Raw genomic sequence first — 25785 nt, 5'->3', positions numbered from 1 at the left:
ATTACCTCACAATAACAACCAGCGAGTTGCCCATGCTAACGCGCCTAACCGCCTCGTTAACCCTACCGGTGATCGGTTCCCCCATGTTTATCGTCTCCGGGCCTGAACTGGTGATTGCCCAGTGCCAAGCGGGCATTATCGGTGCTTTTCCAGCCCTTAACGCCCGGCCAGCGGAAGCACTACGCGAATGGCTGCAAAAAATTACCCAAACCCTGGCCGACTACGACGAGCAGCACCCCGAACAACCCTCAGCGCCCTTTGCGGTTAACCAAATCGTGCATCCCACCAACGATCGCCTTGAGCACGATGTCGCGCTATGCGCCGAGTTCAAGGTGCCGCTGGTCATCACGAGTCTGCACGCGCCTAATCAGGTGGTAGAGCAAGTGCACGCCTATGGCGGGCTGGTGTTTCACGATGTGACCACATTGCGACATGCCAAGAAGGCGATTGATGCGGGGGTCGATGGTCTGATACTGGTCTGCCACGGCGCAGGCGGCCATGCCGGGCGGTTAAATCCCTTTGCGTTTGTGGCCGAAGTGCGCCGCTTCTACGACGGCCCGCTAGTGCTAGCAGGGACGATTAGCAAAGGCGAACAGATCGTTGCCGCTAAGGCGCTAGGCGTGGACTTGGTATATATGGGCACGCGCTTTATCGCCACTCAAGAGGCAAACGCCCAAGCGGCCTATAAACAGATGGTGCTGGACGCAGCGGCAGGCGACATTGTCTATACCAACTTGTTTACCGGCGTACACGGTAACTATCTGCGGCAAAGTATCGAGCAGGCGGGATTAGACTCTGATGCGCTGCCTGAAGGCGATAAAGCCTCTATGCGCTATGGCTCTGGGGGTAGCAGTAAGGCAAAAGCGTGGCGGGATATCTGGGGTGCGGGGCAGGGTGTGGGTGGAATTGCCACGCTTAATAGCGTGGCCGAAGAAGTAGCCACGCTACGCGCAGATTATCAAAAAGCGCTGGATCATTTGCGTCGGCTTTGACGAAACGCCGCCACCCGAGTGTGAAAATCTTCTGACGCTTTGCACTGATCTTGAAGCTGGCCCTCTAATTGCATTGTGTCACTTAGCGAGCGCTGCGCCGCTTCCCGCAATGCGTGCTTGGTGGCACTTAACGCCTGGGGCGATTGACTCACCAGTACTTGCGCTAACGAACGAGCTTCGTCTAGCACTTGGTTATCTTCGACAACCCGGTTGGCCAACCCCAGCGTCACGCATCGCTCTGCCGAAATGGGGGTCGCTAGGGCGGCCATCTCGAATGCCTGGGCATGGCCAAGCTTGCGCACCAGATGCCAGCAGGCGCCGCCGTCGGGAATTAGCCCAATGTTAATAAAGGCAAGCTTCAGGTAAGCGGAGCGGCCCATTACCACCATATCGCTGGCGAGAACATAGGAAACACCGATGCCCGCAGCCGCACCGCTAACCGCTGCAATTACCGGTTTATTCATTGCCATTAAACTGCGCAGGGCGGGCAGAAAGAGAGTCTCCAGCCGCTCGCTCGCAGGCTGAGATGTCGCCTTCTCAAATTCCGCCAGGTCAGCGCCGGCGCAAAACTCACTCCCTTCACCGCGCAGAATCACACAGCGAACTTGCTCATTGTCCGCCACCGCCGCCAGGGCCTCATTGAGTGCCAGGGCGGTGGCTTCATTCAGGGCATTGCGTACTTCTGGGCGTGCAATGGCTACTTCGACGATACCGTTTTCAATAGCGCTGACAGTCACTAACTCGCCAACGTAATCTGGCATGTTTCGCTCCCTAATTAACTTTTCTGGCAACGTTCTCAGGCAACTTTTAACAGCTCGCTGACCGTTTCGAGATGGTAGTCGCTGTCGCCCAGGTAGTGATCGAACATGACCAGATGCTTGGCGTAGTTAGCGACATAGCACTCTTCGGTCATACCCATCGCCCCATGAAGCTGGATCGCCTGTTCGGCAATAAAGCGTGCCGATTCGCCACAGTAGGCTTTAGCCGCGGCAAGTTTGTAATCCCGCTCACTGGCAGGGAGAGCGAGGCTAGTGGCGGCCAAAATCGCCATGGAGCGGGACTGCTCCAGGTGCAGGTGCATATCCACCATGCGGTGCTGCAGCGCCTGGAAGGTCGAAAGCGGCACGCCAAACTGCTTGCGCTCTTTTAGATAGGCGAGGGTTTGATCGCAGGCCTCTTCCATTGCGCCAATAGCTTGGGCGCAGAGCGCTGCGCGACCCAGGGCCAGCACACTGGCCAGGGCGTTACTGACATCTTCGCTTAGGCAGTTTTCTGGCGGCAGAGTGACATTATCCAGCGTCAGATCACCGGCGGGCTGGTCGTCTATAGTGCGATACAGGTGCGTAGATGTGCCCGGTGCATCAGCGGGCACAATAAATAGCCCTAGCTGGCCGTTATCTAATTGAGCGGTGACTAGCGTAGCCGCAGCGGCCTCCAGGTTCAGTACCACGTCTTTTCTACCGGTTAGCTGCCATTGTCCGTCTTGCTGGGTAGCTTGGGTAGCTACCGAAAAGGCATCGTAGCGGGCGCCAATCTCTTGCCAAGCAAACGCCAATTGATGCTCGCCCTCTAGCAGTGGGGCTAGCCACCGGGTTTGCTGCTCGCTGTTGGCGGTATGAGCCAGCAGTTGGCCAGGTAGCACTAGGCCAGCCAAATAGGGTTCGGGCACTAAGCCGCGCCCCAATGCCTGCATAATAATCATCAGGTCGGTGCCATCGCCCCCTAGCCCGCCAACATCTTCGCTGAAGGGCATATGCAGCAGTCCCAGCTCGGCAAAGGTGCGCCATAGTGCAGAAGTGCCGTTTGGAGCAGCGGCCAGCATAGTGCGGCGCTGCTCGGGGGAAACCTGGTCGGCCACCAAACGGGTGAGCGTCTCTTCGAGCATGCGCTGCTCGTCGGTTAAAGCGAAATCCATGGTGACCTCTTTACATAGCTAAAATAGTTTTGGCGACGATACTTTTTTGTATTTCATTGGCGCCGCCATAAATCGACAGCTTGCGACGATTGAGGTACTGGGCGCTGGCGGAGGCGTTTTGGGCGCGTTCGTCATCCAGGCTGTCGTCACCGTGCAGAAAGCTGGGGAAGAACGGCAGTGCAGCAGGACCAAGGGCACGCCGGGTAAGCTCGCTGAGCTCCTGGCGAAGCTCCGAGCCGCGTACTTTTAGCAGCGAGCTCTCTGCGCCGGGTACACCACCATCTCGGGCAGCGGCAATCACACGCAGGTTAGTCACTTCCAGCGCCATCAGTTCGAGTTCCGCTTTCACTACCCGCTGGCGGAAGCTGGGTAGTTCCAGCAGCGGCTTGCCGCGATGTTGAATCCGGCTCGCTAGTGACTTTAAGTGGCGCAGCGCCTGCTTGGCGTGACCAAGCCCCGCAATCCCTGTACGTTCGTGGGTGAGCAGGAACTTAGCGCAGGTCCAGCCTTGGCCCTCTTCACCGACACGGTTCTCTACGGGTACGCGCACGTTGTCTAAAAAGATTTCGTTAACTTCATGGGCACCATCAAGGGTAATAATTGGCCGCACGGTAATGCCGGGGCTCTGCATATCAATGAGTAGAAAGCTGATGCCCGCCTGCTTCTTGGCGTTTGGGTCGGTGCGCACTAGGCAGAACAGCATGTTGGCGTGCTGGCCCAGGGTGGTCCAGGTCTTCTGGCCATTGACGATATAGTGGTCACCATCGCACACGGCGCGTGTATTCAGGCCCGCTAAATCGGAGCCAGCGCCGGGCTCTGAGTAGCCTTGGCACCACCAATCCTGATTACTCAAAATGCGCGGCAGATAGTGCTGTTGCTGCTCGGCGCTGCCGAATTTCATAATGACGGGGGCCACCATGTTAACGCCAAAGGGCACAACCGTAGGGGCATGGGCCGCGGCGCACTCTTCGTCGAAAATATGCCGCTGTACCGGACCCCAGCCTGGGCCGCCGTGCTCCGCTGGCCAGTTAGACGCTAGCCAGCCCTGTTCGCTGAGAATGTTTTGCCAGCGCAGGTGATCATCGGCACGCAGGTGGCGACCCAAGCGCACGCGCTCGCTAATATCGCTGGGCAACGCATTGGCTAGAAAGCGCCGCACTTCTTTGCGAAATGCCTGCTCTTCAGGGCTAAAGGTGAGATTCATGGTTATACTTCCTTAGCAGTCGAGATAGCAGTTGAAAGTGTGGCCTGTCGGTGCGGCCCACCTAAGTGACGCGGATAGTCCAACCCTTCCACCGCTAGCAAATCGATGTCGCTTGCACGGTAGCAAAAACCCCGTTCCGCAATACTGACACTCACCTGTTCAAGCGCTGGCTGCCTTTCACTGGTCGGGGCTTGCTGAACGGCAGCATGCATCGCTTGAAGCATGCTTTTTTGGTGGCTGACGACGACGTTTAGCCGCAACGCTTTAAGAGTGAGTGCGGCGCACTGCTGGGTAAGTGGCTCTGCACGTAAGTTGACTAGCTCTGCTATATGGCCGTTTTCAGCAATGATCAGGCTTAGCGCAGTATCGCTGGAGCTGGCGCTGCTGGTGCCAATCTCTTCCAGTGCGATAACCGGGCACGCCTTGCCCGAATCCCTGGGAGCATTGGGCGCCAGTAGACAAAGTTCGGTGGCCTCGTCAGGTGCGCTGGTTAAGCTAATACCCGCCTTTTGTGCGGCTTTTTGCAGGCGTTCAAAAAGCGGATGTTCACCAATCAGTGCAACGTTTTTAAAAGCACTGGCTTTCTCAACGTCGGGCACTAGGTGTGGGCTGCGTGCGGCAAAAAACAGGTGAATAAGCCCGGCGCGCTGGGGGGAGTCCATGCAGGCTAGAAACAGCTCTCGCTCGCGGCGCAATCCGGCCTCAAGTGATTCGGCTTCCACGCAGGCCTGAATCGCTTCGACAATGCGAAACGGTGAGAAAAGCTCAGGAGACTGTTGGCTAAGCCGATCCAACGTCGCAGTGATGGCCTGGGGATTCGCCGTTGGGGCAGGAAGTTGGCCGGTGATGCGGGGCGTTTGGGCGCCTGCCAGCACTTCCTGGGCGGCAGCTAAACCCGCTTCAATGGGCGTTTGGGCATCGCTAATGGCGTCGATGATACCTGCCTCAAGCGCTTCTTCAGCCTCAACAAAGCGACCGCTGGTAATCATTTCTAACGCTCGCTCAACGCCGACTAAGCGTGGTAAACGTTGAGTACCTCCGGCGCCAGGCAGTAGGCCAAGCTTTACCTCAGGTAGCCCTACGCGGGTTCCTGTCAGCGCCACTCGGTAGTGGCAACCTAATGCCACTTCCAAACCGCCGCCCAGGGCCGTGCCGTGTAGGGCGGCGATCAGTGGTTTTGGGCAGGCTTCCAGTTGGGTGATCACATCGGGGAGCAGAGGAGCTTGAGGCGGCTTACCAAACTCACGAATATCCGCCCCGGCAATAAAAGTGCGGCCATCGGCTAGCACGACCAGCGCTTTAGCATCTGTGTCGGCAATACCTTTTTTAAGTGCGTCGACTAAGCCGCTACGCACGGTTTGCCCCAAGGCGTTAACCGGCGGGTTAGCAATCTGTATAACGCCTATATCGCCGTGGCGCTGGTAGTGAACGGACATAGCTTGCTCCCGTGTATGTATCGTGGCATTAAGGCTAATAAGTGTTAGAAGACTGGATTGAATCCAGCGTTGTCCAAGACTTCTCTACGTTCTGCCATCCAGCCGGAAATAAACGCCTCCTCATCTTCAGGGGCATCCGCCTTGTATTGTTCCCACGCATCCATCAGTAGCGTCTGACGCTCGACCAGCGAGTTTTGATGCTCTTCCATTTCATCTGTCCAGACCCCAGTGTCGCGATAGTAATCAACAACCGCATCATGGAAAGGCACTACCCATGTCATGTTCTGGTTTTCTAACGCATAGCCGCTGGCGCCTGGGGCGTTGTCTTTATAGTCGTCAAACGATTCGGCCAGCGTTTTGATTAGGCCATGAACGGTGTCAGGGGCCAGGTCAGCATTGCTGACCATAATGGGGTACGGGTAGCTGGCGCTAGCCAGTGGTTGATCGGCGTCTATGCCGGCTCCCGAGGACACGTCGTGAGGCTGAAAGTAGGGCGCAACTTCAAGCATACGCTCCCAGCCCGCTTCATCTTCAGTGGGTAGTTCAGGCCACTGAAGGCCGCGTGGACTTGCAGCAAGGCGCTGTGCCGCTGGGGTGACGGTAGTGGTAATAGCGGCATCAGCTCGACCGCTGATGATGCCATCGAAGGCGGCGTTGTAACCGGGAAAGTCGACTCGCTCAACGTCGTCCCAGGTTAATCCGGCGAAGGCGAGATACGCTTCGGCGGCTTTGTTTAGCGCGTCGTCGCCGCGCAAGTACGCTAGCCGCTTACCCTCAAGATCAGCGATAGATTCGATTTCTACGTCACCGGCAACCGCCATGCCCAAACCAAAGCTGGCCATAGAAGTACTAATAACGCGAATAGGCTGTGGCCCCCAGTCAGGCTGCGCAAACATCATCACGCCTTCTGATCCGTAGTAGCTGGCGATGCCGCATGCACATAAATCTACTCGGCCCGTTTTAAGGGGCGTCATGCGCATGGTGTCATTCTCACCGGGAATCACCCTGGACTGAGTACCATGCTCTTCCTGCAACAGTTGGCTAATTGCCATGATTTGCGCATTGCCACTGGTGCCCGTGCCGTAGGCTGTCCAGTTCAGTGTACTAGGCATGGCGAAGGCATGACTCGTAATGAGTAGTCCCGCAGTCAAGCTGCCTAGTGCGAGGGAGAGTGTTGTTTTTGTGCTCATAAGATTCCTCGAAGTTAGATTAAGCGTTGGCAGTAAGCGAACGCCGATGGTGGCGCTGGCTTAAGCGCGCCATCAAAACGCCGGGTACTAGCGCGGCAAGCGCGAGGCCGATCAGTTCCCACTGGCTAAATGGCACCATTCCCCCGCCAGGCAGTGCGAGTAATAGGCCCGCGACAAGTACCAGGGCGCGAATAATGATCTCCTGCAGCGCTCCATAGCCCAATCGGCCAACACCCATTAGGTAGCCCTGCATAGCAGAGGCAAACAGAATGATGCCGATCACGGCCTGGATAAAGACAGCCACGATCACCAGCGGTGCGCCCTGCATAATCAGCGCGGGATTAAGCACGAAGAGGAAGGGTATAAAGTAGATCACGCTACCCAGGCGCATGGCCTGCAAGCCCGTTTCCATGGGCCGGGCACCGGCCACGGTAGCGGCGGCAAAGGCACCCAGTGCGACCGGCGGGGTAATAAAGCTCAGCATGCCCCAGTAAAGGATGAACATATGCACCGCCATAGGATCCAGCCCCCCGCCCTGAATCAGCGCGGGGGCTAGCGCAACGGCGAGGAAAATATAGGCGGCAGTCACGGTCATGCCAATGCCGAGCACGAAACTGGTAACGGCACCCATAAGCAGCAGCAGCGGCACGCTGCCACCTGCAATATTGATAAAGTCGTTAGCGATGGTGCCAGAAAGACCGGTCATCGAAAGCGCACCGACCAGCATGCCCACGCCGGCCAAAATAGCGATGAGCTCGGCAAACAGCTTGGCGGCAGACGACAGCGTATCGGCCACGTCTTTCCAGCCCCAGCGGTTATGTTTGGAGAATTGGTTAAGTACCAGTAGAAGCGCAGTAGCATAAAAGGGTGCTACGGCTTCACGCTGCATAATCAAGAGCATCCAAACTAATAACGCGAAGACAAAAATAAAGTACCAGCCCTCTTTGAGGGTTTGCCAAAGTGAAGGCAGCTCGGAGGCAGGTAAGCCTTTAATATCGTGACGCGCCGCATAGGCGTCGATCTGAATGAACAGACCCAAGAAGTAGAGGATGGAGGGTATGACGGCTGCGAGTGCAATAGTGGAGTAGGGAACATCCAGAAACATCGCCATGACAAACGCGGTAGCGCCCATAACAGGGGGCATCAATACACCACCGGTTGAGGCGCAGGCTTCTACACCACCCGCAAATGAGCGGCTCATACCGATACGGCGCATGGCGGGAATCGACAGAACGCCGGTGGTCAGTACGTTACTGATCACGCTGCCACTCATGGAGCCCATCAGGCCACTGGAGAAAATCGATACCTTAGCAGGGCCGCCGCGGACATGGCCCAGCAGCGCAAACGCCAGGTTAATAAAAAACTTACCGCCGCCGCTTTTCTGCAGCACGACACCAAACACCAAAAAGCCAATCACCAGACCCGCGAATGCCTGCAGCGGCACCCCCATGATGCTTTCGGTGCTCATGGTGTGGTACATGGCAGTTTGTTCAAGAGTTGAAGGAAACGCCTGGATAGGGCCGGGAACGATATCTGCCACCAGCGGATAGAGCGAGAACATCCCGGCAATAATCGCAATGGGTAATCCACCTGCCCGGCGCGCTGCTTCGACAATCAGCAACCAGTAGGCATAGCTGGCATAAATGGCGATCTGGGGGGCGGAAAAGGCCCAGCCGCGCTCCAAAATGGGCACTGCGTTGTAAACAAAATAGCCGCCCACGATAAGCGTGAAGGCGCTCAACAGGTAGTCGTACCAGGGAATGGGCCGCTCTTGTTGGCTACTGCGCATAGGCCAAAGTAAAAACACCAACGGAAGCAGCAGCGCCACAACGGCGTAGTAGAACTGTGTCTCCAGGCCCGTAACGAAAGTCAGTAAGCCAACGTTAAATAGATAATCCAGGGTCATCGCCATCAAAATGACGGTGACCGTGGCGGGTATCCAGCGCAGCGCAGAGGGGAGCTGGCGAATTTGGCTGATCTTTTCTTTAACCTGCTGATTATTGGCAGGCGAGGTATCTGTGGTCATGGGGACATCCGTCAATCAGCAGGGGGCGGCGGGCGCCGCCCCGTGGCGTATTACTCGAAGATCGGTTCGAAACCGGCATCGCTAAGCGCGTTGGCACGGGCTTCCATCCAGCCGGTAGTAAATGCCTCATCCTCACTGGGAGCGTCCTGCATAAAGCTTTCCCAGGCGGTTAACAGCACGTTCTGGCGTTCAACGAGCTTGTCCTGATGAGCCTGCATTTCATCAGTCCACACATCGATCTCTTTGTAGTACTCCACGACCGCATCGTGGAACGGCACTACCCACTGCAGGTCTTGCTGCTCCAAGGCGTAGCCAAGCGCTCCTGGGGCATTATCTTTATAGTCGTCAAAATTTTCCTGCATGGCCTTGATCAGCCCATAAGCGACGTTGTCGTCGAGGTCTTGGTTGGCGACCACAATGGGATAAGGGTAACTGGCGCTAGGTACCGGGTTTTCGGCGCTGATGCCGCCTGCCCCAGAAGTGACTTCGTGAGGGCGGAAGTAGGGCGCCACCGCAGCCATACGCTCCCAGCCTGCTTCGTCGTTGGGGTCTAGCACAGGCCAGCTAATGCCGCGGGGGCTACTGGCCAGCTGCTGGGCGGGTGGGGTAACCGTTGTGGTAAAGGAGGCATCCACATCGCCAGCAATAATGCCGTCAAACGAGCGGCCGTAGCCGGGGTAATCAACCCGCTCGACGTCATCCCAGGTTAACCCGCCAAAGGCGAGATAAGCCTCTGTGCCTTTATTAAGCGCATCGTCGCCGCGGATATAGGCGATGCGTTTGCCCGCCAAGTCAGCGGGCGTTTCAACGTCTAAGTCGCCCGCGACTGCAAGGGAGAGGCCAAAAGAGGCGGTAGACGTTGTAATCACGCGTAGCGGCTGAGGGCCCCAGTCTCGGTCGGCAAACATCATCACACCTTCCGCACCGTAGTAACTGGCAATCCCGCAGGCGCAAAGGTCAACGCGGCCCTGCTTGAGCGGCGTCATGCGTGATACGTCGTTATCACCCGGCAAAATGCGTACTGACGAATCGTATTTGTTCTGCAGCATATTGCCGATGGCGACGGCTTGGGCATAGCCACTTGAGTTAGTGCCATAGGCCGTCCAGGCCATCGTGCCGGGCAGTTCAATTTCATTGGCATGGCTTACTGCTGCGCCGAGTAGCGATAAAGGTAGGGCTGCAACAAGTAGACGGTGAGCGAATGGGCGCATTGGAATGCTCCTTTATTGTGGTTGTAATGATGTTAGTGGTTACGTTTAGTTACTTTATGTTTTGCTCTGCGGTATTGTATTTTGCTAAGTGGTCGGCTGATAGTAGAGAAGCCGCTGGGTGGCTGTCAATGCCATTGTCAGCGGCGACTCGCGTTGGCAATGGTCAGGCATAAAAAAACCAGGCAAGTGCCTGGTTTTTCAGAGCCGTAGCGAGTGCTGTGTCGTTAGGAAAATTCACGCCAAGCGGCGTAAGTGCTTAGAAATACCCTTCCGGTGAGCGCCTCAAGGAAGTCACTCTTCTTAAGCTGATCCATCACCGGACCTTTGACCTCGGATAGATGCAGTTTTACATCGGAGTCTTTTAAGCGTGCATTGATCGCATCCAAGCTCTCCAGCGCCGAGGCATCGATCAGGTTAACCGCCGAACAGATCAGCACAACGTGCTCAAGCTCTGGATGACTCGCCACCAGGTTATAAACGGTGTCTTCCAAGTAGCGGGCATTGGCAAAATAGAGACTCTCATCGATGCGCAGCAGGGCAACGGTATTGACCGTTTCGACATCGTGGCGGGTGGTATTTCTAAAGTGTTCGGTACCAGGCACGCGGCCTACCAAGGCGCTATGCGGGCGGCTGGTGCGGTACAAAAACAGCGCAATAGAGAGCGTCACGCCGCTGATGATGCCGGCCTCAACGCCTTCGCCTAACGTCAGCAGAATCGTTACCGCCATGGCGGCAAAGTCGCTGCGGGAGTAGCGCCAGGTTTGGCGCAGCATGGGGATGTCTACCAGCGTCAAAATCGAAACGGTAATGGTCGCGGCCAGGGTTGCGATGGGCAGATAGTAGAGCCAACCGGTAAACGACATAGTGACCAGTGCAATGCCCAACGCTGCAAAGGCACCCGCCGCAGGCGTTTGCGCCCCTGCATCGTAGTTAATAACAGTGCGTGACAACCCACCGGTTACCGGCATGCCGCTGGAAAGTCCGGCGGCTAAATTGCTGGCGCCGAGGCCTACTAACTCCTGATTGGGAGAGATGCGCTGGCGCCGTTTAGCGGCCAACATCTGGCCCATGGAAACCGACTCCACAAAGCCGACCAGGCTAATCAGCAGCGCTGGGATTAGCAGAGCTCGCCACAGCGAGTAGTCCCCCCAGGGAAAGCTCAACGCGGGTAACCCACCGGGAATGGAGCCCACGAGGTCGACGCCTTTATCGGCCAACTGCCAGTGCCAGGTCACCAGGGTGGTAATCACTACCGCAAAGACCGGCCCCGCTTTGGCGATCAAGTCCGCCAGCGTGCGTGGCAGGCCCAGCATGTGCAGCGTGGCTTTACCGTGGCGGCGCATAGTAATTAAAAACAGGAGGGTTCCACTGCCAATCAGTAAGGTGGGTAAGTTAAAGGTGGCCAAGTTGGGCACCAGGGTAATAAGGCGTTCCACCAGGGTAAAGCCACTACTCTCAACCCCCAGTAAGCTACCAAGTTGGCTAGCTGCGATCAAAATACCCGACGCCGTTAAGAAACCGGAGATAACCGGGTGGCTAAGGAAATTGCTGAAAAAGCCCATTTTCAGCAGCCCCATCACGACCAACATGCCACCGGAAAGCAGTGACAAGATGAGTGCTGCCTGTAAATAAGTCTCCGTACCTGTGGCTGCCACTGAGGAGAGCGCGGCACCGGTCATCAGCGCGATAATCGCAACTGGCCCGACTGCGAGGGTTTTGCTGGTGCCAAACAGGGTATAGACCAGTTGTGGCAGGATGCTGGCGTACAGACCTACCACCGCGGGTAGCCCGGCTAGCAGCGCATAGGCCAGCGACTGGGGGATGACCATCACCGTGACGATCAAGCCCGCCAAAAGGTCGGCCCCCAGCAGACGTTTATGGTAGTGGGGGAGCCACGTCAGGATCGGCAAGTAGCGCTTTAGCATGGATTCCATTGGGTGTAAGAGTGGCAGAACAAAGAGAGTAAGGGATATTCCATTTCATTGCAGTGCTTATATTCATTTGCACGGCGGTAACTCTATGATGACGAAGCGCTTAACGCTTTGCGTCTTCCCCCAAAGTGCTACTTCTTTCATTAGCGTAACACGCTAAGCTTAGACACAAAGGGGAGTTAAGCCCTCCTTATGTAGGGTTTTTGATACTCAATAACGTTAATAAACGAGTACTGCTCATGCGCTTACTTCAATTGTTAGTTCCGGTGCTGTTCTTGGCGCTGTCGATAGGGCTTGCCGTACAAGGCGGTCTGTGGAGTTATCTGGCGCTCCTGTTCGCCGCACTGGGTGGTGGCGCTGTGCTGCTCAGTGCGCTGGAAGGCGTGTACCGGGCCGACCAACGTCGCCTTGAGCAGCGTCAGCGTGGCTTTAAACCGCTACGTGATTACCGTTCGCTGCGTGCCATGGCCTACCGGTTAATGAACCGCGCCAGCAGCACCGCGATAGCCTCGGCAGAAGTGTCGCACTATGCCGATCTGATGGATCAGCGCCTTTCCAAACAAGAGGCCATGGCCCGTGAGGCTTCATCCAGCATGACGGCCATTAATGCCGCCATTATGCAGGTCAGCGCCAGTGCCAGCCAAGTGGCAGCGCTGGCAGAGAGCGCCCGGGAAGCTAGTCATCACAACCATGCCGAACTGGACGATATTATTCAGGACATGAGCGACGTTGCCGACCGCTCAAATCAAGCGCTGGAAATGCTCACCGCGCTGAACGATAAAATTGAGCGTGTAGGCAACGTCACCTCCATGATTGAGGATATCGCTGAACAGACCCACCTGCTGTCGCTCAATGCGTCAATTGAAGCGGCCAGAGCGGGCGAACACGGGCGAGGGTTTGCAGTGGTCGCTGGCGAAGTGCGCAACCTGGCACTCAAGACTTCTACTGCCACACAAAGCGTCGATGAGCTGGTCAAGGATATGCATCAGAGCGGTCAATCGGTAGTTGCCACTATGGGCCATTTAATGACCCGGATCAGCGAGCGCTCTAAAGGCTTGCAAGTTGTCGGCAACAGTCTTGGAACGATGACCCAAGAATTCGACCAGGTGCAGAGCGAAATTACCCGCGTTGCCGATGCGATGGAGAACACTCGTCAGCACAGTCAAACCGTGGCCGACGGCTTGAGTCAGTTGGAGGACGATGTAGATGAAGGCAACCGCAATATGCACGATTTGGCTGAGCAAGCCCGAGCGCTGATGGAGGCTGCGGAAGGCGTCGACGGTGAGCTGGCTCAACAGCATTTAGAAGGGCGCCACCAGCAGGTGTTTCACGCTGCACGAACAACGGCTGATAAGCTGGGTAAGCTGCTGGAGAAAGCGATTGCCAGCGGGGAGCTTTCAGACGCCCAGCTATTCCAGCCCAGCTATCAACAGATCCCGGGTACGCAGCCGCCGCAATATAAAACCGGTTTTGATAGTTTCACCGATAGGTATCTGCCCGATTTGCAGGAGCCTTTGCTCACTCAGCTCGGCTTAAGCTATGCCATTGCCTGTGACCGTAAAGGCTATGTGCCGACCCATAACAAGGCGGTAAGCCTCGCGCCAACCGGTGACTACGCGCACGATTTAAAATTCTGCCGCAACAAACGCATTTTCGATGACCCGACCGGCAGCCGCTGTGGCGCTCATGAAAAGCCGCTGCTGCTGCAAACCTACAAGCGCGATACCGGGGAAATCATGCACGACCTCTCAGTCCCGGTGTATGTGCAGGGTAAGCACTGGGGTGGCTTCCGGGTCGGCTACCAGCCTGAACGGGTCAGTGCATCGACGCCTATGCTTGAAACAGCCGCGAATGCTGTTGCATCAGCGCCGCTGGCATTAACTAGCCGCCGCGTAGCGCGTGCGTGATTGCCAAGCCGACCAGGAGTAAAGCGCGAGCCCGATCCAAATAAGCACAAAGGTTGCCAACTGGATAATGCCCAGGGGCTCGCCAAAGATAGTTAAGGCAATCAGAAACTGAATGCTGGGGTTGATGTACATCAAAAAGCCCAGGGTCGCCAAACGCAGCCGGCGTGCCGCGCCAGCAAACGCCATTAGTGGCAGCGCGGTCAAAGCGCCACTGGCGATCAGCAGGCCAGTCGATGACGAATCTTGAAGAAAATGTGAGCTGCCGTTCCAGCTTAACCAAGTCAAGGCGATAAGGGCGAGGGGGAATAGCAGCAAGGTTTCTACAAAAAGCCCTGATAGGCCGTCCAGCGGCACCTGTTTACGAAACAGGCCGTAACTGCCGAAGCTTAACGCCAGCACTAAACTAATCCAGGGCAGTTCACCCAGCATGACAAACTGCGTGGCAATGGCCACGCTGGCCAACCCCAAGGCGACTAGCTGCAGCTTGGCCATTACTTCCCGCAGTACCAGCATGCCTAGCGCGACGTTCACTAATGGCGTTAAGAAGTAGCCCAGACTCGCCTGCAGTACCTGCTTCGACTCCACCGCATAAATGTAGATACCCCAGTTAAACGCTATTAATAGCGCGCAGGCCAATACACGGCCTAGCCGCTTGGGTTCGCCCAGCGCTGTAACAACGGGCGGCCAGCGGCGTAATAGGGTAATCAAGCCGACCAAAAACAGACACGCCCAAATGATCCGGTGAATCAAAATTTCAAAGGCGGGGACGCCCTCAAACAGGGCAAAAAATAGCGGAAAACAGCCCCACATGGTGTAGGCGGTTAGCCCAAACATTACGCCTTTGACGGCAGCCGGATCGCGTGTTGGAGTAGGAAGCATAGCAGCCTCATTATTTAAAGATGCTAATCTAGCATAAACGTTGCCTTGAGACTGACGAATTGGAGGTGTTAAGTGAGTCAACTTAGGAACACGCTAGTGCAGTGCGATCTGCGCTGGGAAGACCCCCAGGCTAACCACACCCATCTTGAGGAGTTGCTGGGCGAGTTGGATAGCCGCGATACGGATCTTATTGTATTGCCGGAAATGTTTGCCACTGGCTTTACCATGAACTCCCGCGAAATGGCCCAGCCGATGGCAGAGAGCCAAAGCGTTGCCTGGCTACAGGCTCAGGCGAAGGCGCGTAACTGTGTGATGACCGGCAGCGTGGCGATCGAAGAGAACGGCGAATTTTATAATCGCTTGATCTGGGCGACGCCAGAGGGGGAGTTAACCCACTACGACAAGCGCCACCTATTCCGCATGGCCGGTGAGCATGAGCGCTACGGCATGGGCAGTGAGCGTAAAGTGGTAGAGCTTAATGGCTTTAAGCTGCTGTTGAGCGTTTGCTATGACCTGCGTTTTCCGGTTTGGATGCGCCAGCAGCCAGCAGAAGGGGAGCATTTCGAGTATGATGCGCTGCTGTGTATTGCCAACTGGCCAGCACCGCGGCGTCATCCTTGGCGCACGCTGCTACAGGCCCGCGCGGTAGAGAACCTAAGCTATGTGATTGGCGTTAATCGCGTTGGAGAGGATGCCAAAGGACTTGCCTACAGCGGCGACTCCTTGTTGGTCGACTTCAAAGGCGAAGCGTTAATTGATAAACCTGCCCATACCCCGTTTATAGAGACGGGCACGCTGGATAAAACTGCCCTTGATGCTTTTCGTGAAAAATTTCCTGCCTGGCAAGATGCCGACCACTTTAAGCTGCTGCCAGGAGTGGGTTAATGATGCGCCTTGATCGCTTTTTGAGTGAAACCTCACCGTTAACCCGCAGCCTCGCCAAGCGGGCACTCAAAAATGGCGAAGTGACCTTAAACGGTGAGCCGATCAAACAGTCGGCGACCCAAATCGATACCGATAACGATGTGGTGGTGCTCAACGGCGAGCGGTTGGCGCTGGTAGGCGTTCGCTACATTATGCTGCACAAGCCCGTCGACGTTGAGTGTAACGCCCGTCGCGGGCTCTACCCGCGGGTGATCGATTTAATCGACTTGCCCAAAGCCGACCGGTTACAGCCGGTAGGGCGGCTAGATGTGGATACCACGGGCCTGCTGCTGTTAACCGATGATGGCCAGTGGTCTCACCGCGTTACGTCTCCGCGCCATCGCTGCGCCAAGGTGTATATCGCCGAGCTAGCTGAGCCTATGGAAGGCGCAACGGCGGAGTGGGCGATTGGCCAAGTCGCCGATGGCCTGATGCTGGATGGGGAAGAGACGCCGACGCAGCCCGCCACACTGCGGCTGCTTTCGCCCACCCAGGCAGAACTCACTATTACCGAGGGGCGCTATCACCAGGTGAAGCGTATGTTTGCTGCCTTGGGTAATCACGTGAACTCACTGCACCGCAGCTCTATCGGTGACTTAGCTTTGGATGCCAATCTGGCGCCCGGTGAGTGGCGAGAATTAACCGCCGACGAAATCGCGCTTTTCTGAGTCCTTGGGTAAGGTCTCCATTGGCCGCTTTCCAAAATAGGAAGCGGCTTTATTTTATCTGAATTTTTATACCGTTATCTTAGTACGTCCATTAAGAGCAGTTAGTTTCGTGGCTAATTCAGCTAGTGCGTCAGATGCGCAGCGGCAATCAGCGCTTGGGTATAAGCGTGTTGTGGCGCTGAAAGCACCTCTAGGCAGGGGCCTTGTTCGACCACTTCGCCATCCTTGAGCACCATGATGCGGTGTGCCATGGCGCGCACAACAGCTAGGTCGTGGCTAATAAATAAATAGCTTAGCTGGCGGCGCGCCTGCAGATCGCGTAACAGGGAGACCAACTGCTTCTGCACGGTACGGTCTAACGCCGAGGTTGGCTCATCCAGCACCAGCAGTTCTGGTTCTAAGATAATCGCTCTTGCTACGGCGATTCTCTGACGCTGACCACCGGAGAACTCGTGGGGGTAGCGCGCGGCACAGCTCTCGGGTAAACCTACCTCGTGCAGCGTTTGATTGACCCGCTGGGCGACTTCTTCAGTGGTGAGATGGGGGTAGTGAAAGCGCAGCCCTTCACTAACGATATCAAACACCGGCATACGCGGTGAAAGCGCGCCATAGGGGTCTTGAAACACCATCTGCAAACGGTGACGGTGGCGGCGTAACGCATCGCCGGTTAGGGCGCTTAGTTTATCGTTGCCAAGGGTCACATCGCCTTGGCTAGTGACCAGACGCATGACCGCCGACGCCAGCGTGGTTTTGCCCGAGCCGGATTCACCCACAATGCCCAGGGTTTCACCCGGCGCTATATGGAAATCGGTGGGGTGCACCGCCACAAAAGCGGGCGGTTGGCGCTTAAATATACCAGTTTTAGGGCGCTTAAAGCTCACGCTTAACTGGCGAGCCGTCAATAGCGGCGCTGCTTGTTCAATGGCTTGGGGCCTACCTTCCGGCTCAGCGCCGAGCAGCGCTTTAGTGTAATCGCTTTGCGGGTGCTGAAAGACCTGCTCCACCGGGCCTATTTCCTGAATGCGCCCTTGGTACATAACGCAAATGCGGTCTGCATGACGGCGAACCAGATTTAAGTCGTGGCTGATAAACAGCATACCCATGCCATGGTGATCGCGAAGTTCACGCAGCAGAGCGAGAATCTCTTGCTGTACCGTGACGTCCAGCGCGGTGGTGGGCTCATCGGCAATCAGCAGTGAGGGATTGTTGGCAATCGCCATGGCAATCATCACCCGCTGGCGCTGCCCACCCGAGAGCTGGTGGGGCCAGGCATCCAACAGTTCTTCTGGGCGCGGCAGTTTCACTTGTTCCAGCAGTTCTTTGCTGCGCTCACGGGCCGCTTGGCCGCGCAGCCCTTGATGCAGCCGCAATGCTTCACCGATCTGCTTACCAACGCGATGCAGAGGATTGAGCGAGGTCATCGGCTCCTGGAAGATAAAGCCGACGCGATTACCGCGCACGGTGTTCCACTCAGTTTCCGTTAACGTGGCCAGATTGGTATCACCCAGCCAGCGTTCGCCTTGAAAGGTGGCATTGCTGGGCAGCAGATTCACCATGCCCAGCGCCGATACCGATTTGCCCGAGCCGGACTCGCCGACAATCGCCAGGGTTTCACCCGCGTTGAGGGTTAGCGAAAGTGAGTGCACCACCGGGGTGTTATCAAAAGCGACATCAAGGTGTTCAATGCGCAGCAGGGGGTTAGACATGCTGAGTCTCCTGGGCAGGGCCTGCTTGGCGCAGCTGTACGTGGCGGGGGTCAAAGGCGTCTCGCAAGCCTTCGCCAATAAATACCAACAGCGAAAGCATGATCGCCAGGGTCATAAACGCCGTGATGCCCAGCCAAGGGGCGTGCAGATTGTTTTTGCCCTGGGCCGCCAGTTCACCTAGCGAGGGAGCGCCTGGGGGCAGGCCGAAGCCGAGAAAATCCAGAGCGGTCAAGGTGCCAATGGCGCCGGTAAACAGAAACGGAATAAACGTTAGCGTGGCGACCATGGCATTGGGTAGCACGTGGCGCCACATGATCAAGCGTGAGGGCAACCCCATGGCTTTGGCCGCGCGTACATACTCCAAATTACGCGCCCGCAGGAACTCGGCGCGTACGATATCCACCAGACCCAACCACGAGAAGAGCAGCATAATCCCCAGCAGCCACCAAAACCCCGGCTGAACAAAGCTGGCTAAAATAATCAGCAGGAAGAGCACCGGCAAGCCGGACCAAATTTCGGTGAATCGCTGACCGATCAAATCAATTTTGCCGCCAAAGTAGCCCTGTACACCCCCAACCACGACACCGACAACTAACGATCCTGCGGTAAGTACCAGCGCGAAGGCTACCGAGAGCCGAAAGCCATAAATTACCCGTGCGGTCACATCCCGGCCCTGGTCATCGGTGCCTAGCCAGTGGCGGCTATCCGGCGGTGCCGGAGAAGGGCGGGTCATATTCATATCCAGGGTCTGGTATGAAAACGGAATGACTGGCCACAGCGCCCAGCCGTGATCATCAATTTGCTGTTGAACAAAGGGATCCAGATAGTCCGTTCGGGTCGGTAGAAAGCCGTCAAACTCTGTTTCTGGGTAGTCCACCAGCATGGGAAAGTACCACTGGCCGTCGTACTGCATCACGATTGGTTTGTCGTTGGCAATCAGTTCGGCAAACAGGCTGAGGATAAACAGCGTGGCAAATAACCAGAGTGACACCCGGGCGCGACGATTGGCTTTAAAAGCGGCCAGTCGACGGCGAGTGATAGGCGATAAACGTGACGATAAAGAGGCCATTATCACGACTCCCGAGTCGAAAAGTCGATACGCGGGTCTACCCACACGTAGGTCAAATCGGAAATCAGCTTGAGGATTAAGCCGATCACGGTATACAGGAACAGGGTGCCGAATATCACCGGATAATCCCGCTGCATTACCGCCTCGAAGCCGAGCAGACCCAGCCCATCCAGGGAGAAGATAACTTCGATAAGCAGCGCGCCGGTGAAGAAAATGCCGATCATGGCGGCGGGGAGGCCCGCGATAATAATCAGCATGGCGTTGCGAAATACATGGCCATAGAGCACGCGCCGCTCGTCGGCACCTTTGGCGCGGGCGGTAATCACATACTGCTTGTGAATCTCATCCAGAAAGCTGTTTTTGGTCAGCATTGTCAGTGTGGCAAAGCTGCCAATCGAGGCGGCGATAACCGGCAGCGTGATATGCCAGAAGTAGTCTTTGACCTTGCCCCAGGCTGAAAGCTGATCGAAGTCAGGCGAGGTCAAACCACGTAACGGGAATAAGTCCCAGTAGGTGCCCCCGGCAAACAGGACTATGAGGAGGATGGCAAATAGGAAACCTGGGATGGCATAGCCAACAATCACTAACCCCGACGACCAGACGTCAAACCGGGAGCCGTGGCGCAGCGCTTTTTTAATGCCTAACGGGATGGAAATTAAATAGACCAGTAGCGTCGTCCAGAGCCCTAACGATATGGAAACCGGCAGCCGCTCGATCATCAGCTCGGTGACCGGTCGGTCGCGGAAGAAACTGGTGCCGAAATCGAGAGTGAGGTAATCCGCCATCATGCCGATAAAGCGCTCGTGGGCGGGTTTGTCAAAACCAAACTGCTGCTCTAGCTGTTCGATAAAGCGCGGGTCAATGCCCCGAGCCCCCCGGGAGTCATCGCTAACCTGAACGTCGGCGCCACCCATATCCAAGCGGGTGCTGGCCATGGCGTCGGCGCCTTCAAAACGCGCCAACATCTGATCAATTGGCCCGCCCGGCGCCGCCTGAACAATAATAAAATTGAGTAGCATGATCCCGAAAAGGGTTGGAATCATTAGCAGCAGTCGGCGTAGGGTATAACGGGCCACAGAGCACTCCAAGGTTTATGGCGATGAAACCGTTGAGGATAAGCCGTTGCGCTTAAGCAGTTGCCATATAGCCAGCGTTAACGACCGCGCTGGCGGCGCTGAAGTTCTGCTTCACGGTCGGTGTCTACCCACCACGCATCCATATCCATGGCATATTCAGGGAAGGGTTCGGGGTAGCCGAACTTATCCCAAATGGCGATGCGGGTCTCCCCAGAGTGGTAGTGGGGAATGACATAGAACCCCCAACGTAGCACCCGATCCAGCGCGCGCGTGGCTGTATCCAGCTCTTCACGACCATCGGCACTTATGATCTCTTCCACCAGTGCATCGACCGCCGGATGCGCCAGCGCCATCCGGTTGCGGCTTTGCGGTGCCTCAGCGGCTTCGCTGGTCCAGAAGTTGCGCTGCTCGTTGCCCGGATTGTTCGACTGAGGGAAGTGACTGATCACTATGTCATAGTCGTAATTACGCTGCCGGTTTAAAAATTGATTAATATCAACGATACGCAGAGACGTCTGTACCCCCAAACGAGCCATATTGCGGAGCATGGGCTGCACCACCCGTTCAAGCCCAGAGTCGTAAAGCAGCACTTCCAGGTTTAAAGGGCGTCCGGTTTGTTGATGAACCAGCATGCCCTCTTCAACGCGATAACCTGCTTCGCGGAGGAGGTCGAGCGCTTTACGAAGCCGCTCGCGTAACTCGATGGGCTCATCGATAGGCAGTGGCTGCGTGAACAAACGGTCAGAACCGTGAGAGGCGATCAACTCCTCCCGAAATGGCTCCAGCAACGCCAGCTCCTCTTCAGAGGGCAAGCCGGTGGCTTCCATCTCTGAATTTTGGAAAAAGCTCTCGGTGCGCCGGTAGGTGCCGTAAAAAATATTGGTATTGAGCCAGGGGAAATCGAAGGTAAGGCTCAATGCTTCACGGACTCTGGGGTCTTGAAATTTCTCTTTACGCAGGTTGAAGACAAACGCCTGCATCATCGAAGGATTAACGTCAGGCACCGTTAGCCGCTTTACCAAGCCCTCTTCATAGGCTGGGAAGTCGTAGCCAATCGCCCAGGTGGCGGCGCGGGCATCGGTACGAAAGTCGGTTAGGCCCGCTTTAAATGCTTCCCAGGCGATATCCCGGTCACGGTAGTAGTCGTAAATGATGCGATCGATGTTGTAACGGCCAACGTTAACCGGCAAATCTTTACCCCAGTAATCCTCATCGCGCTGGTAAACAATTCGCCGACCTGGGTCTACTTCGCTAATGCGGTAGGGCCCGGAACCTGGGTGCGCCGCCAGGGTGGGGGATGTGAACTCGCGGGGTTCCCAGTAGTGGCGGGGGAGTATAGGCAGTTGGGCGACGATTAACGGCAGCTCTCGCGATTGAGTATCGTTAAAGGTAAAACGGACCTGATGCTCATTGAGAGCGATGGCTTCTTCCACCCCCGCGTAATAGCTGGCGTAAAATGGATTGCCCTCTTCGCGGAGCAAGTCAAGCGAGAACACCACATCGTAGGCCGTGACCGGCTCACCGTCTTGGAAACGCGCTTCAGGGCGTAGGTCGAACTCGATCCATTCCCTGTCAGGGTCAAGACGCACGCCTTCGGCCAGCAAGCCGTAGATGCTAAAGGGCTCGTTCGGGTTGCTGGCCATCAGGGTGTCGTAAATTTGTGAAATGCCGGTAACCGGCGTGCCGCGAATAATAAACGGATTGGTCGAGTCAAAGCTGCTCCCCACTGCGGTATGGGTAATGGTGCCGCCTTTGGGAGCTTGAGGATTTACATGGGGAAAGTAGGGGAAGTCGGCTTGTAGCTCAGGGCTATCGTAAAGCGATAGCCCGTGAACGGTTTCAACCGGCACCACGTTGTTTGCGTCGGTGTTCAAGTCACCCACCACGTTGGCGCTGGTGGCGGTGGGTGACGAATCGCTGTTAGACGTCGGCTCTGACGCTATCGTTTCGGCGTCTGAAGCCAGTATCGATACGTTGAACATCAGGCCACTGATGAGTAGAAGCGTTTTCGCAAAAAACAAACCACGCGGCATTGGTGACATCCCATGTGAACAAAGCCAACTATTTAACCCGGTTTAACGCCCTGAAAGTGTCAGCAGTTGGCCTGGTTGTAAAGCGCCGGGGCGGTCAATCGCATTCCAGCGTATAAGGTCTTGTTGGTCAACATTATACTGGGCTGCAATCGCAGAGAGACTATCGCCCCTTTCAACGCGATGGGTATTGCCGCTGCTGTTTTGCGCAAACGCTTGGCTGCTATCTTGAGTTTGACTGCCTTCCTGTGCAAGTTGCGCAAGCACCTGGGTATCCGCCTCTTCGGGTACCAACAGCGTCTGGGCGCTGCGTGGGTCGATACTGCCATTCAGCAGGCCCGGATTTAGCTCGGCTAATGCCGTTTGGCTGACATCCAGTAGTTGAGAGGCTTCTGAAAGACTCAACGCATGCGACAACTGCACTTTTGCAAAGGCCGGATCAACGTGTATTTCCGGCAGGCTGACACCGTATTGCTCTGGGTCGTCAATAATCGTCGCGATCGCTTTCAGCTTAGGCACATAGTTCATGGTTTCGTAGGGCAGCGAGAGATCCCAGTACTCGCCGTGCAAACCTTGACCCTGGGCTTGGCGCTGAGCGCGATTGACGGTACCTGCGCCTGCGTTATAAGCGGCGAGTGAAAGCATCAGATCACCTTCATACCATTGATCTGCCTGCATTTCCAAATAGTCCAGCGCCGCTGCGGTAGAGGTCACCACGTCTAATCGACCATCGTAGTTTCCGTTACGTACCAAACCTAGTGCATCGCCGGTACCAGGCATAAACTGCCATAGTCCAGCGGCACCGCGGTGGCTACGCGCGCCTGGATCAAAGGAGCTTTCAACGAAGGGTATTAACGCAACTTCACCAGGTAGGCCGCGCTCACTAACTTGCTGGGTAATCCAGGCAAGCCAAGGGGTGGCTCGTTCGGTGATAGTGGCAATGTTCTCGGGGCTGGAACGGTAGTACTCAATCCACTCATCTACCCGCGCTTGGGCCTCTGGGGGCAGTGACTTCTCTTGCCACTGAAAGCTTTTCCGCAGCGTTGTCCAGGCGTCTTGGGGTTGAAGCTCCAGCGCCTCCCAAAAATGGATCTGGAACGGCGTGGGGCGTGGTTTTGTAGCCTCTACTGAGGTGCTTCTTGAAGCAGTAGATTCTTCATAGCCTGTCGCAGAGGCTTGTGAGCTTGCCGCAGCGGCTAACATTAGGCCCATTATTACGGTACTGCCCGCGCTCAGCATCAAGCGCTGGCGAATCGTTCGATAGGTCATAGTTGCATTCGTTTGGTTTCGATAGCGTTCTTAAAAACGGTTCTTCCACTCACGAAGAGTGGTGAACGTAGCGAGATCATCATGATTAACACCCTGGGTACCTGCCGCCTGGCGCACGCTATCAGTGCCCACGCGAAGGTAGGGATTAATTTTCAGCTCGCGTCCTATCGTGCTGGGTAAGGTGGGGCGATCCAATGCCCGCGCCTTTTCACACTCCTGCAAGGCGTGTTTAACGTCTTCGTTTTCAGGATCCGCAGCACGTGCAAACGTTAGGTTTGCTTGAGTGTACTCATGGGCTGCAAAGACCAGTGTATCTTCAGGGAGTTCCGCAAATTTTTTCAACGCGGTGTACATCTGCTCCGGGGTACCCTCGAATAAACGACCGCAACCCGCGCAAAAAAGGGTATCACCGCAGAACAATAGCGCAGGGATACCCGCTGTGTAGTAGCTGATATGATCCAGCGTATGGCCGGGGGTCGCCATGACGTCAAATAAGCGCCCCATAATGCGGACTTCGTCACCGTCGCCCACGGTTTCATCAATACCTTCAATCTTGGGATTGTCCGGGCCGATAACGTGTGGAGAGTAGCGTTTAATTAATTCTGCTAGACCGCCCGTATGATCATGGTGATGGTGGGTAATCAGAATGCAGTTTAGGGTGAGCGACTCACGCTCAAGAAACTCGATCACCGGGGCGGCTTCACCGGGATCCACCACACAAACGCTTTGACTAGTATCTTGTCTTAATAGCCAAATATAGTTGTCGCTAAGGGCGGGGATCGGTGTCACGCTCATCATCGGCGAGATCCTTTAAGTTACGTAAAAACACATCAAACATTGCGCTTATTAGCGCTAAATCGGTGCGTAAAAGGCGTTAAAAAGCCTTTACTGTGGAGGGAAGCGCTGTTCATGTCAAATTCGACAACGGCCACTACACTGGCTAAGCGCTTACAAAGTAGCCAGCCTTATTGGCAAACAGAGGCGGGGCGTTCGCTGTGGGAAACGCAGCGTGCTTGCTTAGGGCCCGTGGTGGAATCACGTGTGGGCGGCCATAGCTTGGAAATGAGCATGGGGCCGGCACTGATGACCATGTCGGCCGTTGCGCACCCTATACGCTGGTCGCCTACGCGTCAGTTAGCCGAAAACGATAGCACCCTGGTATGTCCTCCGGATCAGCTTGCGTTGCCGGATCGTTGTTTAGATGTGATGGTCATTCACCACTGGCTTGAGCACTTAACCGACGCCCACTTCACGCTTCAGGAGGCCGCGCGGGTCACTGCTGATAACGGCATTATGGTGCTGTTTGGCTTTAATCCCATTGGCGTGAGTGGCCTTGCCCGGCAGTGGCGAAAGCGCCAGCAGACGTTTCCCTGGAGCGGCACATGGCGCTCCGCTAGCCGCCTGCGCGACTGGTTGGCGTTTGTCGACTTTGAGGTGGAGCGGGTAGACTATTGCTGTTTTCGGGGGCGGATGAACGCCAAGTGCGGTGAGTATTGGGAGTCGTTAGGGCGGCGTCATAACCTGCCGCTGGGCGAAAGTTATATGATTCAAGCGCGTCGGCAGCAGCGCCAAGCGCCGGTGCAGCGCTTGAAGTTTGGCTTGGAGGCGCCAGCACCCCAGGCTTCATTGGGTGTTACCCGTTCTGGCTCATCCGCCCACTACCAAGCTTATCAAGCGCATCCCGCTAAAACATCTCAAGCCACAACACGGCAAACGGATATGCACAAAGCTGATTTAAATAAAGCTGATTTACAGACACCAGGGGATCAAGAGATTGACTAAAGAGGCGGCGGGAGATCTACCTCGGGTAACGGTGTACACCGATGGGGCTTGTAGGGGCAATCCAGGGCCCGGCGGGTGGGGCGTCGTGCTGGCGAGTGGCGAGCACGAGAAAACATTGAAAGGCTATGAAACGGATACCACTAATAATCGCATGGAGTTAATGGCTGCGATTATGGCGCTACGCACCCTCAATACCCCGTGTGAAGTGGCACTCTGGACTGACTCCCAATATGTTCGCCAGGGTATTACCCAGTGGATTCATAACTGGATCAAGCGCGGCTGGAAAACCGCTGCCAAGCAGCCGGTCAAAAATGCCGAGCTGTGGAAGACCCTGCACGAAGAGACCCAGCGCCACCAAGTGGAGTGGCACTGGGTAAAAGGGCACAGCGGCCACCCTGGCAACGAGCGCGCCGATTCGCTGGCCAATGAAGCGATTGATGAGCACCAAAAGAGAAGAGCATGATGCGTCAAGTGTAGCGGTGCTAGAACTAATACTAAAGTCGGCTACCGTTGGCTATCATTTGCCCTCTAACTGTAGGCATCGATAACAATAAACTAAGGGACGAACCC

Annotated in this window: 21 protein-coding genes; 6 read left to right on the top strand and 15 right to left on the bottom strand. The window is 56.0% G+C overall.

From position 1 onward, the window contains the following. Positions 1 to 32 precede the first annotated feature (32 nt). Positions 33 to 992 (top strand): nitronate monooxygenase family protein, encoded by a 960-nt coding sequence (locus QHL1GM_RS03995; protein WP_071693318.1) that lies wholly within the window; start codon positions 33 to 35, stop codon positions 990 to 992. Here QHL1GM_RS03995 and QHL1GM_RS03990 read toward each other — a convergent pair. From QHL1GM_RS03990 to QHL1GM_RS03955, 8 genes are all read right to left on the bottom strand, one after another. After that, the gene (locus tag QHL1GM_RS03990; RefSeq protein ID WP_071693317.1) at positions 974 to 1753 is read right to left on the bottom strand and encodes an enoyl-CoA hydratase/isomerase family protein; all 780 of its coding nucleotides are present in this window, start codon (positions 1751 to 1753) and stop codon (positions 974 to 976) included. The genes QHL1GM_RS03995 and QHL1GM_RS03990 overlap by 19 nt on opposite strands. A gap of 35 nt (positions 1754 to 1788) precedes the next feature. After that, a complete protein-coding gene (locus tag QHL1GM_RS03985) occupies positions 1789 to 2907 on the bottom strand; it encodes an acyl-CoA dehydrogenase family protein (protein WP_071693316.1) in 1119 nt (372 codons plus the stop codon). Positions 2908 to 2917: 10 nt separating this feature from the next. After that, positions 2918 to 4111 (bottom strand): acyl-CoA dehydrogenase family protein, encoded by a 1194-nt coding sequence (locus QHL1GM_RS03980; protein WP_071693315.1) that lies wholly within the window; start codon positions 4109 to 4111, stop codon positions 2918 to 2920. A 2-nt stretch (positions 4112 to 4113) separates the two neighbouring features. Next, a complete protein-coding gene (locus QHL1GM_RS03975) occupies positions 4114 to 5547 on the bottom strand; it encodes an enoyl-CoA hydratase/isomerase family protein (RefSeq protein WP_071693314.1) in 1434 nt (477 codons plus the stop codon). A gap of 44 nt (positions 5548 to 5591) precedes the next feature. Further along, positions 5592 to 6737, bottom strand: coding sequence for a TAXI family TRAP transporter solute-binding subunit (locus QHL1GM_RS03970; protein WP_071693313.1), 1146 nt, complete (start codon positions 6735 to 6737; stop codon positions 5592 to 5594). 19 nt (positions 6738 to 6756) lie between these two features. Next, on the bottom strand, positions 6757 to 8763 hold the full coding sequence (locus tag QHL1GM_RS03965; RefSeq protein ID WP_071693312.1) for a TRAP transporter fused permease subunit: 2007 nt from the start codon (positions 8761 to 8763) through the stop codon (positions 6757 to 6759). Positions 8764 to 8813: 50 nt separating this feature from the next. Then, a complete protein-coding gene (locus QHL1GM_RS03960) occupies positions 8814 to 9974 on the bottom strand; it encodes a TAXI family TRAP transporter solute-binding subunit (protein ID WP_071693311.1) in 1161 nt (386 codons plus the stop codon). Between the two features lie 224 nt (positions 9975 to 10198). Then, complete coding sequence (locus QHL1GM_RS03955) at positions 10199 to 11899, bottom strand: SulP family inorganic anion transporter (RefSeq protein WP_071693310.1); 1701 nt, start codon at positions 11897 to 11899, stop codon at positions 10199 to 10201. Positions 11900 to 12144: 245 nt separating this feature from the next. Here QHL1GM_RS03955 and QHL1GM_RS03950 point away from each other — a divergent pair, with 245 nt between their 5' ends. Further along, positions 12145 to 13812 (top strand): methyl-accepting chemotaxis protein, encoded by a 1668-nt coding sequence (locus QHL1GM_RS03950; RefSeq protein WP_071693309.1) that lies wholly within the window; start codon positions 12145 to 12147, stop codon positions 13810 to 13812. Here QHL1GM_RS03950 and rarD read toward each other — a convergent pair. After that, on the bottom strand, positions 13783 to 14691 hold the full coding sequence (rarD, locus tag QHL1GM_RS03945) for an EamA family transporter RarD (RefSeq protein WP_071693308.1): 909 nt from the start codon (positions 14689 to 14691) through the stop codon (positions 13783 to 13785). The genes QHL1GM_RS03950 and rarD overlap by 30 nt on opposite strands. Positions 14692 to 14763: 72 nt before the next feature. On the opposite strand from rarD, the gene QHL1GM_RS03940 reads away from it, so the two are divergent. After that, complete coding sequence (locus QHL1GM_RS03940; RefSeq protein ID WP_071693307.1) at positions 14764 to 15576, top strand: amidohydrolase; 813 nt, start codon at positions 14764 to 14766, stop codon at positions 15574 to 15576. A gap of 2 nt (positions 15577 to 15578) precedes the next feature. Further along, positions 15579 to 16283, top strand: coding sequence for a pseudouridine synthase (locus QHL1GM_RS03935; protein WP_071695910.1), 705 nt, complete (start codon positions 15579 to 15581; stop codon positions 16281 to 16283). 122 nt (positions 16284 to 16405) lie between these two features. Here QHL1GM_RS03935 and QHL1GM_RS03930 read toward each other — a convergent pair whose 3' ends face one another. The 6 genes from QHL1GM_RS03930 to gloB all read right to left on the bottom strand — a co-directional run bounded on the left by QHL1GM_RS03930 (position 16406) and on the right by gloB (position 24231). Continuing rightward, on the bottom strand, positions 16406 to 17989 hold the full coding sequence (locus tag QHL1GM_RS03930; RefSeq protein WP_071693306.1) for an ABC transporter ATP-binding protein: 1584 nt from the start codon (positions 17987 to 17989) through the stop codon (positions 16406 to 16408). After that, positions 17982 to 19058, bottom strand: a complete 1077-nt coding sequence (locus QHL1GM_RS03925) for an ABC transporter permease (RefSeq protein WP_071693305.1) — start codon at positions 19056 to 19058, stop codon at positions 17982 to 17984. Before QHL1GM_RS03925 ends, QHL1GM_RS03930 begins: the two co-directional genes overlap by 8 nt. Positions 19059 to 19060: 2 nt before the next feature. Continuing rightward, entirely contained in the window at positions 19061 to 20134 is a 1074-nt protein-coding gene (locus tag QHL1GM_RS03920) for a microcin C ABC transporter permease YejB (protein WP_007114307.1), read from the bottom strand. 77 nt (positions 20135 to 20211) lie between these two features. Continuing rightward, a complete protein-coding gene (locus QHL1GM_RS03915; RefSeq protein WP_071693304.1) occupies positions 20212 to 22167 on the bottom strand; it encodes an extracellular solute-binding protein in 1956 nt (651 codons plus the stop codon). Between the two features lie 42 nt (positions 22168 to 22209). Further along, on the bottom strand, positions 22210 to 23433 hold the full coding sequence (locus QHL1GM_RS03910) for a transglycosylase SLT domain-containing protein (protein WP_071693303.1): 1224 nt from the start codon (positions 23431 to 23433) through the stop codon (positions 22210 to 22212). Between the two features lie 30 nt (positions 23434 to 23463). Continuing rightward, positions 23464 to 24231 (bottom strand): hydroxyacylglutathione hydrolase, encoded by a 768-nt coding sequence (gene gloB, locus QHL1GM_RS03905; protein ID WP_071693302.1) that lies wholly within the window; start codon positions 24229 to 24231, stop codon positions 23464 to 23466. 111 nt (positions 24232 to 24342) lie between these two features. Here gloB and QHL1GM_RS03900 point away from each other — a divergent pair, with 111 nt between their 5' ends. Both QHL1GM_RS03900 and rnhA read left to right on the top strand, forming a co-directional pair. Then, positions 24343 to 25215, top strand: coding sequence for a class I SAM-dependent methyltransferase (locus QHL1GM_RS03900; RefSeq protein WP_071693301.1), 873 nt, complete (start codon positions 24343 to 24345; stop codon positions 25213 to 25215). Further along, entirely contained in the window at positions 25208 to 25678 is a 471-nt protein-coding gene (gene rnhA / locus QHL1GM_RS03895) for a ribonuclease HI (RefSeq protein WP_071693300.1), read from the top strand. Before QHL1GM_RS03900 ends, rnhA begins: the two co-directional genes overlap by 8 nt. Positions 25679 to 25785: the final 107 nt, after the last annotated feature.

This window comes from Halomonas sp. QHL1 (assembly GCF_001882345.1).
Classification (GTDB): Bacteria; Pseudomonadota; Gammaproteobacteria; order Pseudomonadales; family Halomonadaceae; genus Vreelandella.
Note: the sequence above shows the minus strand (reverse complement) of the source record. Positions and strands in the feature narration are given on the sequence as shown.

Excerpts from the sequence above, each read along its gene's own strand:
- QHL1GM_RS03995 (WP_071693318.1), top strand. The coding sequence starts at position 33 with ATGCTAACGCGCCTAACCGCCTCGTTAACCCTACCGGTGATCGGTTCC.
- QHL1GM_RS03990 (WP_071693317.1), bottom strand. The coding sequence starts at position 1,753 with ATGCCAGATTACGTTGGCGAGTTAGTGACTGTCAGCGCTATTGAAAAC.
- QHL1GM_RS03985 (WP_071693316.1), bottom strand. The coding sequence starts at position 2,907 with ATGGATTTCGCTTTAACCGACGAGCAGCGCATGCTCGAAGAGACGCTC.
- QHL1GM_RS03980 (WP_071693315.1), bottom strand. The coding sequence starts at position 4,111 with ATGAATCTCACCTTTAGCCCTGAAGAGCAGGCATTTCGCAAAGAAGTG.
- QHL1GM_RS03975 (WP_071693314.1), bottom strand. The coding sequence starts at position 5,547 with ATGTCCGTTCACTACCAGCGCCACGGCGATATAGGCGTTATACAGATT.
- QHL1GM_RS03970 (WP_071693313.1), bottom strand. The coding sequence starts at position 6,737 with ATGAGCACAAAAACAACACTCTCCCTCGCACTAGGCAGCTTGACTGCG.
- QHL1GM_RS03965 (WP_071693312.1), bottom strand. The coding sequence starts at position 8,763 with ATGACCACAGATACCTCGCCTGCCAATAATCAGCAGGTTAAAGAAAAG.
- QHL1GM_RS03960 (WP_071693311.1), bottom strand. The coding sequence starts at position 9,974 with ATGCGCCCATTCGCTCACCGTCTACTTGTTGCAGCCCTACCTTTATCG.
- QHL1GM_RS03955 (WP_071693310.1), bottom strand. The coding sequence starts at position 11,899 with ATGCTAAAGCGCTACTTGCCGATCCTGACGTGGCTCCCCCACTACCAT.
- QHL1GM_RS03950 (WP_071693309.1), top strand. The coding sequence starts at position 12,145 with ATGCGCTTACTTCAATTGTTAGTTCCGGTGCTGTTCTTGGCGCTGTCG.
- rarD (WP_071693308.1), bottom strand. The coding sequence starts at position 14,691 with ATGCTTCCTACTCCAACACGCGATCCGGCTGCCGTCAAAGGCGTAATG.
- QHL1GM_RS03935 (WP_071695910.1), top strand. The coding sequence starts at position 15,579 with ATGCGCCTTGATCGCTTTTTGAGTGAAACCTCACCGTTAACCCGCAGC.
- QHL1GM_RS03930 (WP_071693306.1), bottom strand. The coding sequence starts at position 17,989 with ATGTCTAACCCCCTGCTGCGCATTGAACACCTTGATGTCGCTTTTGAT.
- QHL1GM_RS03925 (WP_071693305.1), bottom strand. The coding sequence starts at position 19,058 with ATGGCCTCTTTATCGTCACGTTTATCGCCTATCACTCGCCGTCGACTG.
- QHL1GM_RS03915 (WP_071693304.1), bottom strand. The coding sequence starts at position 22,167 with ATGCCGCGTGGTTTGTTTTTTGCGAAAACGCTTCTACTCATCAGTGGC.
- QHL1GM_RS03910 (WP_071693303.1), bottom strand. The coding sequence starts at position 23,433 with ATGACCTATCGAACGATTCGCCAGCGCTTGATGCTGAGCGCGGGCAGT.
- gloB (WP_071693302.1), bottom strand. The coding sequence starts at position 24,231 with ATGATGAGCGTGACACCGATCCCCGCCCTTAGCGACAACTATATTTGG.
- QHL1GM_RS03900 (WP_071693301.1), top strand. The coding sequence starts at position 24,343 with ATGTCAAATTCGACAACGGCCACTACACTGGCTAAGCGCTTACAAAGT.